The sequence below is a fragment of the Micromonospora sp. NPDC004336 genome, from assembly GCF_053602615.1.
In genome coordinates, this window is sequence record NZ_JBSGDY010000044.1 from 25,622 (window position 1) to 41,716 (window position 16,095).

The 16,095-nt window shown below is 73.6% G+C and carries 14 protein-coding genes; 5 read left to right on the forward strand and 9 right to left on the reverse strand.

What is annotated here, in order from left to right; translation table 11 throughout:
• Positions 1-138: 138 nt before the first annotated feature.
• Entirely contained in the window at positions 139-672 is a 534-nt protein-coding gene (locus ACWENR_RS12475) for a nucleotidyltransferase domain-containing protein (RefSeq protein ID WP_452277089.1), read from the reverse strand.
• A gap of 167 nt (positions 673-839) precedes the next feature.
• Positions 840-1,730, reverse strand: coding sequence for an alpha/beta hydrolase family protein (locus ACWENR_RS12480; protein WP_452277090.1), 891 nt, complete (start codon positions 1,728-1,730; stop codon positions 840-842).
• A 159-nt stretch (positions 1,731-1,889) separates the two neighbouring features.
• Between ACWENR_RS12480 and ACWENR_RS12485 the strand changes: the two genes are divergently transcribed.
• Complete coding sequence (locus ACWENR_RS12485; RefSeq protein ID WP_452277091.1) at positions 1,890-2,060, forward strand: hypothetical protein; 171 nt, start codon at positions 1,890-1,892, stop codon at positions 2,058-2,060.
• Positions 2,061-2,171: 111 nt separating this feature from the next.
• Here the strand turns inward: ACWENR_RS12485 and ACWENR_RS12490 are convergent, their stop codons facing one another.
• The 7 genes from ACWENR_RS12490 to ACWENR_RS12520 all read right to left on the reverse strand — a co-directional run bounded on the left by ACWENR_RS12490 (position 2,172) and on the right by ACWENR_RS12520 (position 12,490).
• Positions 2,172-3,329 (reverse strand): acetate/propionate family kinase, encoded by a 1,158-nt coding sequence (locus tag ACWENR_RS12490; protein ID WP_452277092.1) that lies wholly within the window; start codon positions 3,327-3,329, stop codon positions 2,172-2,174.
• Positions 3,326-5,398, reverse strand: a complete 2,073-nt coding sequence (pta, locus tag ACWENR_RS12495) for a phosphate acetyltransferase (RefSeq protein WP_452277093.1) — start codon at positions 5,396-5,398, stop codon at positions 3,326-3,328. The genes ACWENR_RS12490 and pta overlap by 4 nt, the downstream gene beginning before the upstream one ends.
• Positions 5,399-5,549: 151 nt before the next feature.
• Positions 5,550-5,729, reverse strand: a complete 180-nt coding sequence (locus ACWENR_RS12500) for a DUF6104 family protein (protein WP_091103304.1) — start codon at positions 5,727-5,729, stop codon at positions 5,550-5,552.
• A gap of 154 nt (positions 5,730-5,883) precedes the next feature.
• Entirely contained in the window at positions 5,884-9,636 is a 3,753-nt protein-coding gene (locus tag ACWENR_RS12505; protein WP_452277094.1) for a multifunctional oxoglutarate decarboxylase/oxoglutarate dehydrogenase thiamine pyrophosphate-binding subunit/dihydrolipoyllysine-residue succinyltransferase subunit, read from the reverse strand.
• A 315-nt stretch (positions 9,637-9,951) separates the two neighbouring features.
• A complete protein-coding gene (locus ACWENR_RS12510; RefSeq protein WP_452277095.1) occupies positions 9,952-10,764 on the reverse strand; it encodes an ABC transporter permease in 813 nt (270 codons plus the stop codon).
• Complete coding sequence (locus ACWENR_RS12515; protein ID WP_452277096.1) at positions 10,761-11,696, reverse strand: ABC transporter ATP-binding protein; 936 nt, start codon at positions 11,694-11,696, stop codon at positions 10,761-10,763. The genes ACWENR_RS12510 and ACWENR_RS12515 overlap by 4 nt, the downstream gene beginning before the upstream one ends.
• Before the next feature lie 131 nt (positions 11,697-11,827).
• Positions 11,828-12,490 carry a hypothetical protein gene (locus tag ACWENR_RS12520; protein WP_452277097.1) on the reverse strand — a complete coding sequence of 221 codons (663 nt, stop codon included), beginning with the start codon at positions 12,488-12,490 and terminating at the stop codon, positions 11,828-11,830.
• 467 nt (positions 12,491-12,957) lie between these two features.
• On the opposite strand from ACWENR_RS12520, the gene ACWENR_RS12525 reads away from it, so the two are divergent.
• From ACWENR_RS12525 to ACWENR_RS12540, 4 genes are all read left to right on the forward strand, one after another.
• Positions 12,958-13,788 carry a DUF4097 family beta strand repeat-containing protein gene (locus tag ACWENR_RS12525; protein ID WP_452277098.1) on the forward strand — a complete coding sequence of 277 codons (831 nt, stop codon included), beginning with the start codon at positions 12,958-12,960 and terminating at the stop codon, positions 13,786-13,788.
• On the forward strand, positions 13,785-14,402 hold the full coding sequence (locus ACWENR_RS12530; RefSeq protein ID WP_452277099.1) for a PadR family transcriptional regulator: 618 nt from the start codon (positions 13,785-13,787) through the stop codon (positions 14,400-14,402). The genes ACWENR_RS12525 and ACWENR_RS12530 overlap by 4 nt, the downstream gene beginning before the upstream one ends.
• Before the next feature lie 107 nt (positions 14,403-14,509).
• Positions 14,510-15,211 (forward strand): response regulator transcription factor, encoded by a 702-nt coding sequence (locus ACWENR_RS12535; protein ID WP_091103329.1) that lies wholly within the window; start codon positions 14,510-14,512, stop codon positions 15,209-15,211.
• On the forward strand, positions 15,208-16,095 hold an 888-nt coding region (locus ACWENR_RS12540), incomplete at its 3' end, for a HAMP domain-containing protein (protein WP_452277100.1). The genes ACWENR_RS12535 and ACWENR_RS12540, both read left to right, overlap by 4 nt.

Sequence of the window (16,095 nt, forward strand, 5' to 3'; positions counted from 1 at the left end):
GATCGATTGTGCCTCGCGGCGTGCCCCACCCTCCGGTGATCGGCCGGTGTGCTCGTCGCCACCCGCCGGTCCCACCCATGATCGGTTGACGCGGACCCGGGCGGGACGCGCTCCCAGGCCCGGCGGGGCGTCAACCGATCATGACCGCCCCTCTGCGACGCGGGTGACGCGCAGGCGGGCGAGGTCGGCGGTGTCCTTCGCCCGGCGGGGCCGGTCCGGCATCCAGACGGGGAACATCTCCTTGAACTCGATCTGGGCGGCGACCGAGATCACCGGGACGGTCAGCGGGCCGATCCGACCGGGCGGGCCGGCCAGCATCCCGTCGGGCAGCGCGGTGCCCGCCCACGGCCCGGCGCCCACCACGACCCGCCCGGCGGGGTCCCGCGCCAGGTACGCGACGCTCACCTCGACGCCGTCGCGGAGCAGGTCGAGTTGCAGGTCGACGGGCATCGTCGGATCGGGCCGCCAGCCGCGGGCGTGGAGCAGCTCGGCCAGCCGCCGCGCGTCGGCGGCCCAGCAGTACCAGTCGACGTCGACGTGCGGGCGGGTCACCTCGCCGAGGAGGAAGTCCATCGCCCACCCGCCCCGCAGCCACACCTCGACGCCCGCCGCCGACGCCGCCTCGGTCAGCTCGGCGATGCTGTCCAGTTGCCGCCTCGCGAGATCGTCCACCCCGCCAACGTAGCCCCACCGCCCCGGTCGCCGCCGTCCGCCGGTTCAGCGGGCGGGGTGGGTCGTGGACGGTCGCCCCCGGGGGGCGTCGGCGTCCCGGGTCTCAGCGGGCGGGGTGGGTCGCGGACGGTCGCCCCCCGGGGGAGCGGGCGTCGGCGTCCCCGGGTTCAGCGGGCGGGGCGGGTCTCGTAGACCGTCACCCCGGGGGAGCGGGCGTCGCCGGGCAGGCGGCGGCCGGCGGCCGGGTCGCCGTAGAGGGCCCAGCGGAGGAAGTCGGTGGTGGTGGCCAGGACCTGGTCGAAGCCGGGCCGCCCGGGGGTCAGGTACTCGCCGTGGCCCTGCCCGAGCAGGCTCAGGAAGGCCGCCGGCCCGCCGGTGCGATGGTATGCGGCGCGTCCGACCGACGCCGGCACGATCGGGTCGGCCGTGCCGTGTACGAACAGCAGGGGCGCCGGCGGGCCGGCGAAGCTGCCGGCCGTCCCGCCGCCGGCGATCACGATGCCGGCCCGCAGCCGCCCCGACCGGCCCGAGGTGAACATGCCCGACGTGGTGAAGCCGCCCGCCGAGTGGCCGGCGGCGGCGAACCGGGTGACGTCGAGGTGCCCGGCGAGCGGGTCGCCGTCCCGGGCGTCGAGCCGCACCAGGTGCCGGATCAGCCGCCAGCCGTCGGCGGGCTGGCGGCGTACGTCGGCGCGGCTGAACCGGTGCGCGCCGCGCCGGGTGTGCGGGTAGGCCGGGGCGGCCACCACGAACCCGGCGGCGGCCCAGCGGGCGGTCAGCCCCGCGTGCAACTCGGGCAGGCTGTCCAGCCCGTGGCTGTAGACCACCACCGGGAACCGCCCCGCCGCCACCCCGTCGTCGTCCGCCGGGTACCAGACGGTCACCGGCAACGGCCGCGCGGAGGCGGGGTCGACGGTGAACGTGCGTACCCCGACGGCGTATGCCACCGCGGGGGCCGGGCGGGCCGGCGGCGCGCCGGCGCCGGGCGCGGCGGTGGCCGGCGCGCAGCCCGCCAGCAGCGCCGTCGTCAGCACGGCGAACAGCCGCTTGATCCCCACCGTTTCACGGTAGGCGGCCGGCTGCCCGGATCGTCCCCGCCGTCCGGTCCGGACCGTCCCGCCACCCGGGCCGGATCGGGTCGACCGGCCGGCCGGACCTGCCGCGCCCGGGCGCGTGCGGGACGGCGACAGGGGAGCGGTTTGACTAGGGTCACCGGCATGCCTGAGAACCAGACCGACCCCAGCGGCAACACCGAGGCCTTCCGCGCCTTCGCCAACACCGCCGAACCCGAGGCGCCCGCCGCCCCGTCCCGCACGCCGCTGCTCGCCGGCGCGGCGGTCGTCGCTGTCGTGCTGGTCGCCCTGCTCGCCTGGCTCGCCCTGGGCTGAGTCCCGCCGTCGCCCGGCCGCGACGCCTGCGCGGTCCCGCCGCGACGCCTGCGCGGTCCCGCCGCGACGCCTGCGCCCTCCGCCGCCGCTCCCGAACGCCGGCGGATCGCTTCAGCCGGCGGCCTCGACGACCGCGCGGGTCTGGAGGGCGATCTCGCGTTCCTCGTCGGTGCCGACGACGCAGACCGTCACCTCGGCCCCCTCGGGCGAGATGACCCGGTCGCCGCCGCCGGCGTTGCGCTCCGGGTCGACCGCGATGCCGAGCCGCTCCAGGCCGGCGAGCGCGGCGGCGCGCACCGGCGCGGCGTGCTCGCCGACGCCGGCCGTGAAGGTGACCGCGTCCACCCGGCCGAGCAGGGCGTAGTACGCCCCGACGTAGCCGGTGATCCGCCGGCAGTAGACGTCGAAGGCGAGCGTCGCCGCCGGGTCGCCGGCCGCCCGGCGCGTCAGCACCTCGCGCATGTCGTTGGCGCCGGCCAGCCCCAGCAGGCCGCTGCGGTGGTTGAGCAGGTCGTCGATCTCGTCGACGGAGAGCCCGCCCTCCCGGCGCAGGTGGAAGATCACGGTCGGGTCCAGGTCGCCGCTGCGGGTGCCCATCACCAGGCCCTCCAGCGGGGACATCCCCATCGAGGTGGCCACGCTCCGGCCGCCGGCCACCGCGCAGGCGCTGGCCCCGTTGCCCAGGTGCAGGGTGATCGTGTTGACCTCCGCGTACGGCCGGCCGAGCAGTTCGGCGGTGCGCCGGGACACGTACGCGTGCGAGGTGCCGTGGAAGCCGTACCGCCGGATGCCGTACCGCTCGGCGGTGGCCCGCTCGACCGCGTAGGTCGCGGCGGCCTCGGGGAGCGTGGTGTGGAACGCGGTGTCGAAGACGGCGACCTGCGGCACGTCCGGCAGCGCGGCCAGGGCGACCTCGATGCCGGCCAGGTTCGCGGGGTTGTGCAGCGGCGCGAGCGGGACCAGGTCGCGGATCGCGGCCAGCACCGCGTCGTCGACCAGGACGGGCTCGCCGAAGCGCTTCCCCCCGTGCACGACGCGGTGCCCGACGGCGGTCAGCCCGGTCAGGTCGAGCCCGGCGAGGATCTGCCGGACGGCGGCGTCGTGGTCGGCCGGGCCGCCACCGGGCTCGCCGACCCGCTCCACGGTGCCCTTGTCGAGCACCCGGTCGCCGTCGAAGAGCCGGTACTTGACCGACGACGACCCGCAGTTGAGCACGAGCACCCGGCCCGCCCCCCGCGAGGCGGGGGCACCGTCGACGGGCGTGTTCATGACGACTCCTCGGTGGCGGCGGCCTGGATGGCGGTGATCGCCACGGTGTTCACGATGTCCGGCACGGTGGCGCCCCGGGACAGGTCGTTCACCGGCCGCCGCAGCCCCTGCATGACCGGCCCGACGGCCACCGCCCCGGCGGAGCGCTGCACCGCCTTGTACGTGTTGTTGCCCGTGTTCAGGTCCGGGAAGACGAAGACCGTGGCCCGGCCGGCGACCTCGCTGCCGGGCAGCTTCGTCGCCGCCACCGCCGGGTCGATGGCCGCGTCGTACTGGATGGGCCCCTCGACGAGCAGGTCGGGCCGGCGCTCCCGGACGAGCTTGGTGGCCGCCGCGACCTTCTCCACGTCGGCGCCCGCCCCGGAGCTGCCGGTGGAGTAGGAGAGCATGGCGACCCGGGGCTCGATGCCGAACCGGGCGGCCGTGTCCGCCGAGGAGATGGCGATGTCGGCGAGCTGGGCGGCGTCCGGGTCGGGGTTGACCGCGCAGTCGCCGTAGACCAGCACCCGGTCGGCGAGCAGCATGAAGAAGACGCTGGAGGCGACCGAGACGCCCGGCACGTTGCGGATGATCTCGAAGGCGGGGCGGATGGTGGCGGCGGTGGTGTGGGTCGCGCCGGAGACCATCCCGTCGGCGTGCCCGGTCTGCACCATCAGGGTGCCGAAGTAGTTCGGCTGGGCGACGATGTCGTGCGCCAGCTCGACGGTGATCCCCCGGTGGGCGCGCAGCTCGGCGTACGTGGCGGCGAACCCGTCGCGCCACTCGCTGGTCACCGGGTCGACGATTCGCGCGCCGCCGATGTCGATGCCCAGCTCGCGGGTCCGCCGGGCGATGTCGTCGGGGCGCCCGAGCAGGGTGATGTCGGCGACGCCCCGGCGCAGCAGGATCTCCGTCGCCCGCAGGATCCGCTCCTCCGCCCCCTCGGGCAGCACGAGGTGGCGGCGGCGCGTCCGGGCCCGGTCGATCAGGTCGTACTCGAACATCAGCGGGGTGACCCGCTCGGAGCGGCTGACCCGCAGCCGGCGGGCGAGGTCGTCGGTGTCCACGCAGCGCTCGAACGCGCCGAGCGCTGCCTCCACCTTGCGCGGGTTGTCGGCGCTGGGCCGGCCCTCGATCCGGCTGGACGCGGCCACCGTGTCGTAGCTGTCGCTGGTCACCGAGAGCACGGCGAGGCCGGGCTTGAGCCCCTCCACCAGCCGCATCGCCCGCGGATCCGGCTGCTCGCCGAGGGTGAGCACCATCCCGGCGACCGACACCTGGCCGGCCACGTGCGCGGCGCTCGTGGCCACCAGCAGGTCGTCCCGGTCGCCGGGCATGATCACCAGGGCGCCGTCGGTGAGGTGGTCCAGCAGGGTCGGCACGTGCGCCGCCCCGACCACGTAGTCGAGCACGTCGCGGCCGAGCGCGTCGTCGTCCCCGGCCAGCAGGGTGGCGCCGAGCGCCGCCGCCACCTCGGCCACCGTCGGCGCCGACACGGTCGGCACCTCCGGGATGGCGTACGTGGGCACGGGCAGCTCCGGCAGCGTCATCGGGCCCGGCACCCGGTTGGCGATCACCGCGAGCACCGTGGCCCCGAGGTCCGCCAGATCGTGGTACGCCCCGCGCGCCGCCGCCGCGATCGCCGCCGGCTCCTGCCCGAAGCCGTCGACCACGGGCACCACGACGCTGCCGAACTCGGTGGCCAGCCGGGCGTTGAAGGCCAGCTCGCGGGGGCCGGCCCCGTCACCGCCGTCGGCGAAGTCGCTGCCCACCACGACCACGGCGGGGCAGCGCCGCTCGACCTCCCGGTAGCGCTCGACGATGCCGCTGATGAGCTCCTCGCGCCGCCCGTCGGCGACGAGCGCGGTCGCCTCGGCGTACGTGGTGCCGCTCAGGTCGGCCAGCGGCAGCTCGATCCGGTAGCGGTCGCCGAGCAGGGCGAGGATCGGGTCGGGGCCGTGCCCGCCGACCAGTGGCCGGAACGCGCCGATCCGCTCGACCTGCCGGGACAACAACTCCGCGAGACCGAGGGCGACGGTCGACTTCCCGCCGCCGGACCCCACACTGGTCACGTACACACTGCGCGCCACGCACCCACCCTAGAAGATCTTCGGATCCCCGGCCCGGGTCCTTCGCCCTCTCTCGTCGATCATCAAGTTGTCGTCGGCGGCGCCAAAGCGGACGGCGACAACTTCGTGATCAACGAGGGTGGGCGTCGGCGAGGGCGCCGGGGTGGGTGGGTTACTCGTCGTCGGGGTCGTCGAGGCGGGCCAGCCAGGTGGCGAAGCGCTCGATCGGCGTCTCGAACTCCGGGTTCAGGTCGACGAAGTCGCGCAGGCGCTCGCCCAGCCACTCCATGCTGACCTGCTCGTCGCCCCGGCGCTCGACCAGTTCCTCGATACCGCGGTCGGTGAAGTACATGCTGTCCGTTCCTCGTTCGTCGTTGTCGCGGTGCGGGATCCGCCCCGGCCGCCACGGGCCGGCGTGCGTGGTCCGAGTGGCGCGGGGGCCGGACGGCGACCGGGGCAGAGCCGTCGTGGTGACGGTCCCTGCCCCGGTCGGCGCTGTGCTCAGGTCACGGGCGGGGCAGGGCCGCCTCGATCAGCGCGGCCTGCTCGACCTCGTGCATCTTGGCCGAGCCGACGGCCGGTGCGGCGGCCGCCGGCCGGGAGATGCGGCGCAGCCGGACGTCGGCCAGGTGCTCCAGCAGGTTGAGCGCGACGAACGACCAGGCGCCCTGGTTGGCCGGCTCCTCCTGCACCCAGGCGTAGTCCTCGGCGTTCGGGTAGGCCGCCAGAGCGGCCCGGATCTCCTCCACCGGCAGCGGGTAGAGCTGCTCCAGCCGGATGATCGCGGTGTCGGTGACCCCCCGCTCCTGCCGGGCCTGGAACAGGTCGTAGTAGACCTTGCCCGAGCAGAGCAGCACCCGCTTGACCTGCTCCGGCGCCGGGGCCCCGGAGTCGGGCAGCACCGGCGAGAAGGTGCCGGTGGTGAAGTCCTCGACCGGGGAGACGCAGAGCTTGTGCCGCAGCAGCGACTTCGGCGTGAACACCACGAGCGGCTTGCGCTTCGGCGAGAGCGCCTGCCGGCGCAGCAGGTGGAAGTAGTTCGCCGGGGTGGTCGGGATGGCCACCCGCATGTTGTCCTCGGCGCACATCTGGAGGAACCGCTCCGGCCGGCCGGAGGTGTGGTCGGGGCCCTGGCCCTCGTGGCCGTGCGGCAGCAGCAGGGTCACCGCGGAGCGCTGGCCCCACTTCACCTCGCCCGAGGAGATGAACTCGTCGATCACCGACTGGGCGCCGTTGACGAAGTCGCCGAACTGCGCCTCCCAGCAGACCAGCGCGTTGACGTTCTCCACCGAGTAGCCGTACTCGAAGCCCATCGCCGCGTACTCGCTGAGCAGGGAGTCGTGCACGAAGAAGCGGGACCGCTCGCCGTCGCCGGTCAGCGACTGGAGGGGGAGGTGGTCCTCGCCGGTCTGCGCGTCGACCACGGCGGCGTGCCGCTGCACGAAGGTGCCCCGGCGGGAGTCCTGACCGGCCAGCCGGACGGTGACCCCGTCGTGCAGCAGCGAGCCGAACGCGATGATCTCGCCGAAGCCCCAGTCGATGTTGCCCTCGACGGACATCTTGGCGCGCCGGTCGAGCAGCTGCTGGATCCGCTTGTGCGGGGTGAAGCCCTCCGGCAGGCTGACGTGCGCCTCGCCGACGGCCTTCACGACGGCGGCGTCGGTGGCGGTGTCGACCTGCGGCTCCGGCTCGTCCTCCCGCTTGGGGCGGCTGAGCTGGCGCGGCGTGGTGGCCGCGTCGCGGGTGGCTTTGAAGACCCGCTCCAGCTGCGACTGGTAGTCGCGCAGCAGCTCCTCCGCGTCCTCGACGGTGATGTCGCCGCGCCCGATCAGCTCCTCGGTGTAGAGCTTCCGGACCGACCGCTTCGAGTCGATGATCTTGTACATCTGCGGGTTGGACATCGACGGGTCGTCGCCCTCGTTGTGCCCGCGCCGGCGGTAGCAGACCATGTCGATGACGACGTCCTTGTTGAACGCCTGGCGGTATTCGAAGGCCAGCCGGGCGACCCGGACCACGGCCTCGGGGTCGTCGCCGTTGACGTGGAAGATCGGCGCCTGGATCATCCGGGCGACGTCGGTGCTGTAGAGGCTGGAGCGGCTGTACTCCGGGGCGGTGGTGAAGCCGACCTGGTTGTTGACCACCACGTGCACCGTGCCGCCCGTGCGGTAGCCGCGCAGCTGGGAGAGGTTGAGCGTCTCGGCCACCACGCCCTGACCGGCGAAGGCGGCGTCGCCGTGCACCGCGAGCGGCAGCACGGTGTAGCCCTCCAGCTTGAGGTCTATCCGGTCCTGCTTGGCCCGGACGATGCCCTCCAGCACCGGGTCGACGGCCTCCAGGTGCGACGGGTTCGCCACCACGGAAACCTTGACCGAGTGGTCGCCGGCCGGCGTGGTGAACTTGCCGTTCTGGCCGAGGTGGTATTTCACGTCGCCGGAGCCCTGCGTGGAGCGCGGGTCCAGGTGCCCCTCGAACTCCGAGAAGATCTTCTCGTACGGCTTGCCGACGATGTTGGCCAGCACGTTGAGCCGGCCCCGGTGGGCCATGCCGATGACGACCTCGTCCAGCCCGCCCTCGGCGGAGGCCTCCAGCACCTCGCCGAGCAGCGGGATCAGCGACTCGCCGCCCTCCAGCGAGAAGCGCTTCTGACCGACGTACTTGGTCTGCAGGAAGGTCTCGAACGCCTCGGCGGCGTTGAGCCGGTTGAGCACGTGCTTCTGCTCGTCCGGGGACGGCTTCTCGTACTTGCGCTCGATCCGCTCCTGGATCCAGCGCCGCTCCTCCGGGTCCTGGATGTGCATGTACTCGACGCCGACGCGGCGGCAGTACGAGTCGCGCAGCACGCCGAGGATGTCGCGCAGCTTCATCCGCTGCTTGCCGGCGAAGCCGTTGACCGGGAACTCGCGGTCCAGGTCCCACAGGGTCAGCCCGTGCTGGAGCACGTCCAGGTCGGGGTGCTTGCGGATCTTGAACTCGAGCGGGTCGGTGTCGGCCATCAGGTGCCCGCGCACCCGGTAGGCGTGGATCAGCTCGTGCACCCGCGCCGTCTTGTTGATCTGGCCCTCGTTGTTGACCGCGACGTCGCGCACCCAGCGCACGGGCTCGTAGGGGATGCGCAGCGAGGTGAAGACCTGGTCGTAGAAGCCGTGCTCGCCCAGCAGCAGCTCGTGCATGACCTTGAGGAACTCGCCGGACTGCGCGCCCTGGATGATCCGGTGGTCGTACGTGCTGGTCAGGGTGATGACCTTGCTGACCGCGAGCTCGGCCAGGGTGGCCTCGGACATGCCCTGGTAGGGGGCCGGGTATTCCATCGCGCCGACGCCGATGATCGCGCTCTGCCCCTGCATGAGCCGCGGCATCGAGTGCACGGTGCCGATGCCGCCGGGGTTGGTCAGCGAGATCGTGGTGCCGGAGTAGTCCTCCATGGTCAGCTCGTTGCGGCGGGCGCGCCGGACCACGTCCTCGTACGCCTGCCAGAACTGCCGGAAGTCCATCTGCTCGCAGGCCTTGATGGACGGGACCACCAGGTTGCGGCTGCCGTCCGGCTTGACCAGGTCGATCGCGATGCCGAGGTTGACGTGCTCCGGCCGCACCATGGCCGGCTTGCCGTCGACCTCGGCGAAGGAGTTGTTCATCTCCGGGTGGGCCACCAGCGCGCGGACCATCGCGTAGCCGATGAGGTGGGTGAAGCTGACCTTGCCACCGCGCCCACGGGTGAGGTGGTTGTTGATCACGATGCGGTTGTCGACCAGCAGCTTGGCCGGGACGGCGCGCACGCTGGTGGCGGTCGGCACGGCCAGCGAGGCGTCCATGTTCTGGACGATCTTCGCCGCCACGCCGCGCAGCGGGGTGGTCTGCGGACCGGTCGCGGTCGGCTTGGCCGGCGCGGGCTTGGCCGGGGCCGCCTTCGCGGCCGCCGGCTTGGCGGGGGCGGCCTTGGCGGCGGGCTTCTCGGGCTTGGCCTCGGGCTTCTTCTCGGCCGGCTTCTTCTCGGCGGGCTTCTGCCCGGTCGGCTGCGCGACCTTCGCGGTCGCCTCCTGCTGACCGGCGGGCTCCGGCTCGGCGGCCGGCTTCGGGGCCGGCTGCTCGGCGCGGGGCGTGCCGGCGCCCGGCGCCGGGCGGTAGTCCGCGAAGAAGTCGTGCCAGGCCGAATCGACGCTCGTGGGGTCGGCGAGGTAACGCTGGTACATCTCCTCGACGATCCACTCGTTCGGACCGAAACCCGCCAGTGGGTTCTCCTGCGAAGTCTGCTGGGTCGACACGGCCGGTAATCGCCTCTTTCACGCGGGTTTGTGTGTCACGCGACGTCCGGGTGACGCCCTGCCTGCGAGCGCACACGAGACGGCTCCCAGGCTACGCCGTGCGGATCCCGCAGGCATTTCCGCCTCCGTCCCGTGGCCGGTTTCACAGAAGATGCCAGAAGTTCGCCAAACGCTGCGTGTCCGGTCGGCTGCTGGTAAGGACCCGTGGCCTCGCCGGCGCTTGGCAGGGAGCGGACGCCGGCACCCCCAGGCCCGGCAGAAAACGGAGGCGGGGGCGATGCCGCGCACCGCCCCCGCCTCCGTCGCCCGATCGCGTCAGGAGACGTCCCGACGGCGGGTGATCAGGATGCCGACGGCCCCGCTGACCACCGCGTAGCCGATCAGCACGAGCGCGCCGACCCACCACGCGGGGGTGAAGTCCGTCTGGCCGTCGCTCACCATGACCGTCGAGGCGACGGCCGGCCAGATCACCTGCCACTTCACCACGGCCTCGTTGTCCAGCACGTTCGCCAGCAGCAGGAAGAGCAGCCCCACCACCTGCGTGCCGACCAGGTAGAGCACCGCGGAGGTGATCACCGCGCCGAGCTGGTTGGTGATCAGGGTGCCGATGCCGACGCCGAGGACGGTCCAGATCGCGTACGCCAGCAGGTTGAGCAGCAGCGCCCGCTGCACGGCCCACTCGCCGAGCAGGGTGCCGTGGTCGTTGAGGGACAGGAACGTGGCGCCGGCGATCAGGTCGATCACCGTGGTCACCAGCCAGAAGGCGAAGCCCAGCAGGCTGGCCGCGACGAGCTTGCTGAGGATCACCGCAGTGCGCCGCGGCGTGGACAGGAACGTCGTGGTCGCCGTCTGGTGGAAGAACTCGTTGGTGACCATCAGGATGCCGATGAGCATCACGAACATCAGGCCGAGGTACTGACCGGAGGTGTAGAGGTTGGCGGCCTGCGCCGCCGCGGTCGCCTGGTCGCCGGTGACGCCCAGGTTCTCGCCCTTGCCGCTGAGGGTCTCGTCGGCGACCCAGGCGTTGAAGGCGAAGGCGAGCACGATCGACAGGAACGCGCCGATGGCCAGCCACCACCAGGTGCTGGTGGTGCGGATCTTGAGCAGCTCGGATCGGACGAGGTTCATCGGATGCCCGCCTTCCCGGCCGTCAGCTCCAGGAAGACCCGTTCCAGGTCGGGCCGTTCCGTGGTCAGTTCGTGCAGTTCGACGCCGGCGGTCAGGGCGACCCGGCCCACGGTCGGGGCGTCCACGCCGCCCACCAGCAGGACGCCGTGCTCGTCGACCTCGACGGTGGCCGACCCCTCCTTCAGCGCGGCGGTCAGCGCGTCGGCCTGCGGGGTGCGCACCCGGACCCGGACGCCCTGCGCCATCGACCCGATGACGTGCTCGACCGTGCCCTGCCGGACGAGCTGGCCGGCGGCGATGATCACCACGTCGTCGGCGAGCAGCTGCATCTCCGACAGCAGGTGGCTGGAGACCAGCACGGTGCGGCCCTCGTGCGCGAGGTTCTTGAGGAAGCCGCGCATCCACCGGATGCCCTCCGGGTCCAGCCCGTTGGCCGGCTCGTCGAGGATCAGCACGCGGGGGTCGCCGACCATCGCGGCGGCGATGCCGAGCCGCTGCTTCATGCCCAGCGAGTAGCCCTTGAACTTGCGGTTGGCCGCCGGCGTGAGCCCGACCAGCGCCAGCGCCTCGTCGGCCCGCCGCTTCGGCAGCCCCGCCGCCGCGCAGATCACCCGCAGGTGGTTGATGCCGGTGCGGCCCTTGTGCGCGCTGGACGCCTCCAGCACCGCGCCGACGTGCCGCAGCGGGTCGGTCAGGTCGGCGTACCGACGGCCGCTGATGGTCGCCTCCCCGCCGGTGGGGGTGACGAGGTTCAGCAGCATGCGCAGGGTGGTGGTCTTGCCGGCGCCGTTGGGGCCGAGGAACCCGGTCACCCGCCCCGGTTCGACGGTGAAGGACAGGTTGTTCACGGCCCGGACGTTCTTGTACTGCTTCGTCAGGCCGGACACCACGATCTGACCCTCGCCTGTGGGGCTTCGCTGCCCGTCAGTCATTGCTCTCCTTCGTGCGGGGGCGTCGGGGTACGCCGTGACACAGCGTGGCGGGCCGGCGCAAGCAGGTCAATCAGGCGCGCTCCGTAGATCCATCTCCGCCTCAGGCAGGAGGCCGTCCTCCCCGAGGGGGATCAGCCGGCGTGGGCCGCGACGGCGATCCAGGTCGCGCGGGCCCAGGCCAGGAGCGTGCCGTCGGGGGCGTACAGGCTGGTGTGCACGAGCGCCTTGCGGCCCTCGCCGCCGACCGTCGCGCCGGTCACCACGCACTCGTCGCCCGGCTCCGGCAGCGCCGCGACCGTCGCCGCGATCCTACCGAGGACGTACGGCCGGCCGGGGGCGATGACCGCCCAGCCGCCCGGGCAGTCCAGCGCGGCCCAGACCGTGGCGGGGGCGACCGGGTCGGGCACCCGGAACGGCGCGGCGGTCCGGCCGTCCGGCAGCCGGCCGGGGAAGATCCGCAGCCCGTCGGGCCGGTCGGGGCCGCAGACGTAGCAGCCGGGGAAGGGGTGGTCCATCAGTCCGGGGTACGCCGCCGAGGCGGCCCGCGCCGTCGGCAGGTCCACCGTCGGCACGACCGTCCGGGTGTCCTCCGCCGGGCGGACCTGCGCGACGACCGCGCCGTCGGGATCGCGCACCTCCCCGTCGACCACGGTCAGCGGGGTCTCCAGCGGCGGCGGCCGGCGCAGCGTCACCTCGACCGGCCCGGCGACGCCGGACGCGGCGGCGAACACCCCCGCGCTCCAGCCGCCGTTTCCCGAGCCGGGCGGCCCGTTGAAGCGCGACTCGATGATCATCGAACATCCTCCGTGGCGTGGCGTGGCGTGGCGTGGCGTGGCGTGGCGTGGCGTGAGGCGTGGCGTGGCGTGGCGCCCGGCCCCGTCGCCGGCCCGCCACGGCAGCGTCGCACGCCCGCCCGTGGGCGTCGCCACGGGCCGCCGTCCCGGCGGCTGCTCGCCCGGGCGGCCGAGTCGGCCGTGCACCCGGTGCCGCCGCCCGCCCGGCCGGCGACGCCCCGGTCCTGCTGTCCCGGCGACGTCCCGGTCCTGCTGTCCCGGCGACGTCCCGGTCGTGCCGTCCCGGCGACGTCCCGCTCCTGCTGTCCCCGCGGCGCCCGGGTCGTGCTGTCCCGCCGGCGCCCGGCGGCCGGGCCTGGCCGCCTGACTCCGGCGGCCGAACGTCGCGCTTGCCCTATCGCGATGTATCGCGTTACTGTCGTGACATCGCCGCGCCGCCTCCGGCGCGTCGCCGGAAGGAGGGCACCGTGACCGGCTGGACCGTGGCCGCCCCGCAGCGGCTCACCCTTGACGAGCCGGTCACCCGGCTCGACGTCCGACTGCTCGGCGGCAACCTCAACGTCGTGGCCACCGACGGCCCGGCCCGGGTCGACGTCACCCGGGTCGGTCGCCGCCCGATCCTGGTGGAGCACCGCGACGGCCGGCTCTCCGTGCGCCAGGAGCGGCACCGGCGGTGGTCGGAGTTCGCCTGGTGGCTGGGGCCCCTGGCCCGGCTGCTCCGGGCCGACGTCTCCGTCGCGGTCCCCGCCGACGCCCTGGCCGACCTGGAGCTGGTCGACGGCTCGCTGGTCGCGTCGGGCCTGCGGGGCCGCACCCGGGTAGAGGTGACGGCGGGCCGGATCACGCTGATGGGGCTGCGCGGCGACACCTCCGCCAAGATCACGTCGGGGCCGGTCGAGGCGCTCGGCGTGACGGGCGACCTCGACCTGGAGACGGTCTCGGGCGAGGTGACCCTCGCCGACAGCGCGGCCGGGCAGGTGCGCGCTCGGACCGTCTCCGGAGCCATCACCTGCGACCTGGACAACCCCCGGCGCAGCGACATCCGGCTCAGCACGATCTCCGGCGCCATCACCGTCCGGGTCCGTGCGGACAGCGACCTCGCCGTCCGCCTGCACACCACCGCGGGCCGGATCACCAGCGGCTTCGCCCAGGTGCGGGGCAGCGCCGCGCCCGGGGCCGTGGTCGACAGCGAGGGAGTGCTCGGCACGGGCGAGGGTAGGCTCTGGGCGTCCGCCACGTCGGGCAGCATCGCGCTGCTCGCCCGCCCCGCGGGCACCGACGAGGAGGAGCTGCCGTGACCGCCGTGTTCAGTCACGGGCGGCTCCGGCTCTACCTGCTCAAACTCCTCGACGACGGCCCGAAGCACGGCTACGAGCTGATCCGCCTGCTGGAGGAGCGCTTCCTCGGCCTCTACGCGCCCAGCGCCGGCACCATCTACCCCCGGCTGCAACGCCTGGAGGCCGACGGGCTCGTCACCCACACCGCCGTCGGCGGCCGCAAGGTCTACGAGATCACCGACGCCGGCCGCGCCGAGCTGCGCCACCGGGCCGGCGAGCTGACCGCCCTGGAGTCCGACATCGCGGCCTCCGTCGAGGACCTGGCCACCCTGGCCGGGGAGATCCGGGACGAGGTACGCGGCTCCGTCCGCGACCTGAAGCGGGAGCTGCGGGAGGCGGCCCGACAGTCCCGCCGGGCCCGGTCGACGCCCCCGATGCCCGGTCCGGTGTCCGCCGCGACCCACCCGACCGCGCCGCAGCCGGCCCCGCTCGCCGAGTTCGACCAGCGGCTGGCCGCCTTCACCGTCGAGGTGGGTGCCCTGGTGCGGTCCCGTCGACTCACCGACACCCAGGTGCGTACGGCGATCCGGCTGCTCGACGGCGCGCTGGACGGCCTGCGCCGGCTGCTGCGCTGACGCCGGGCGCCGGCGCGGGGGCGGCTCCACTCGGCCCCACCGGTCTCACAGGCTTTTTCCAGCGAGCGCCCAGCGCGGGCGCAGCCAGAGCACGGATGATGGGCGGCATGGCCGCTACCCAGACCGAGGCGCGACTGCTCGTCGTCGAGGACGACCCCAACATCCTCGAACTGCTCTCCGCGAGCCTGCGCTTCGCGGGCTTCGACGTGGCCACCGCGACCAGCGGCAGCGCCGCCCTGCACGCCGCCAAGGACCACCGGCCCGACCTCGTCGTGCTGGACGTGATGCTGCCCGACCTGGACGGCTTCGAGGTCATCCGGATGCTGCGCGAGGGCGGCACCCGCACCCCGGTGGTCTTCCTCACCGCCCGCGACGCCACCGACGACAAGATCCGCGGGCTCACCCTGGGCGGCGACGACTACGTCACCAAGCCGTTCAGCCTGGAGGAGCTGACCGCCCGGATCCGGGCGGTGCTGCGGCGCACCAGCACCGGCGAGCAGGCGCCCTCCCGGCTCACCTTCGCCGACCTGGAGCTGGACGAGGAGACCCACGAGGTGCACCGGGCCGGCCAGCGGGTGCAGCTGTCGCCGACCGAGTTCAAGCTGCTGCGCTACCTGATGCTGAACGCCAACCGGGTGCTGTCCAAGGCGCAGATCCTCGACCACGTGTGGAACTACGACTTCCGCGGCGACGACAACATCGTCGAGTCGTACATCTCCTATCTGCGCCGCAAGGTGGACAACACCCAGCCCCGGCTGATCCACACGCTGCGGGGCGTGGGCTACGTGCTGCGCAAGCCGGCGGCGTGAACCCCGTACACCAGGGGAAGACGTGGCTGCGCGGCGTCCCGCTGCGGGTCAAGCTGGTCGCCTCGGTGCTCGCCCTGGTCGCCGCCGCCCTCCTGGTGATCAGCTCGCTGACCACCGTCTTCCTCCGCGGCTACCTCATCGAGCAGGTCGACGGGGAGCTGCGCGGCACCACCCGCTCGGTCGACGCGGTGCTCAACCTCTACAAGGAGGGCAGGACGGGCGGCACGGTGCTGCCCAGCGACTTCATGGTCGCCCTGGCCCAGCCGGGCCGGGTGATGTCGCCCGTGTACGACAACCGCAACTTCCGGCCCGAGCAGCTGCCACGGCTCCCCGACACCATCGCGGGCTTCGCCGAGGAGACCGGCGAGCCGCGCACCGTCACCTCGCAGGACCACAGGTCCCGCTGGCGGATGCTCTACACCCAGCTCCCCGACGGTGAGGTCCTGGCCGTCGGGCAGCACCTCACCGACGTCGACCTGGCGGTCAAGCGCCTGGTCTGGATAGACCTGCTGGTCGGCGGCGCGGTGCTGATCCTGCTCGCCTCCATCGGCGCGGCGATCGTCCGGACCAGCCTGAAACCGCTGGTGGAGATCGAGCGTACGGCCGCCGCGATCGCCGGTGGGGACCTCACCCGGCGGGTGCCCGACCCGGAGGAGGGGCAGCCCGTCCCGACCTCGGAGCTGGGCCGGCTCTCCCGGGCGCTGAACGCCATGCTGACGCAGATCGAGGCCGCCTTCACCGCGCGCGCCGCCTCGGAGACCGCCGCCCGGGCCGCCGAGGCCGGCGCCCCTGTCCCTGCACCGCGACCAGACGGCACAGGCGGCGGCGACGCTCCCCGTCCCCCACCTCGCCGACCTGGCCCTGGTGGTCCACCTGCCGCCCTC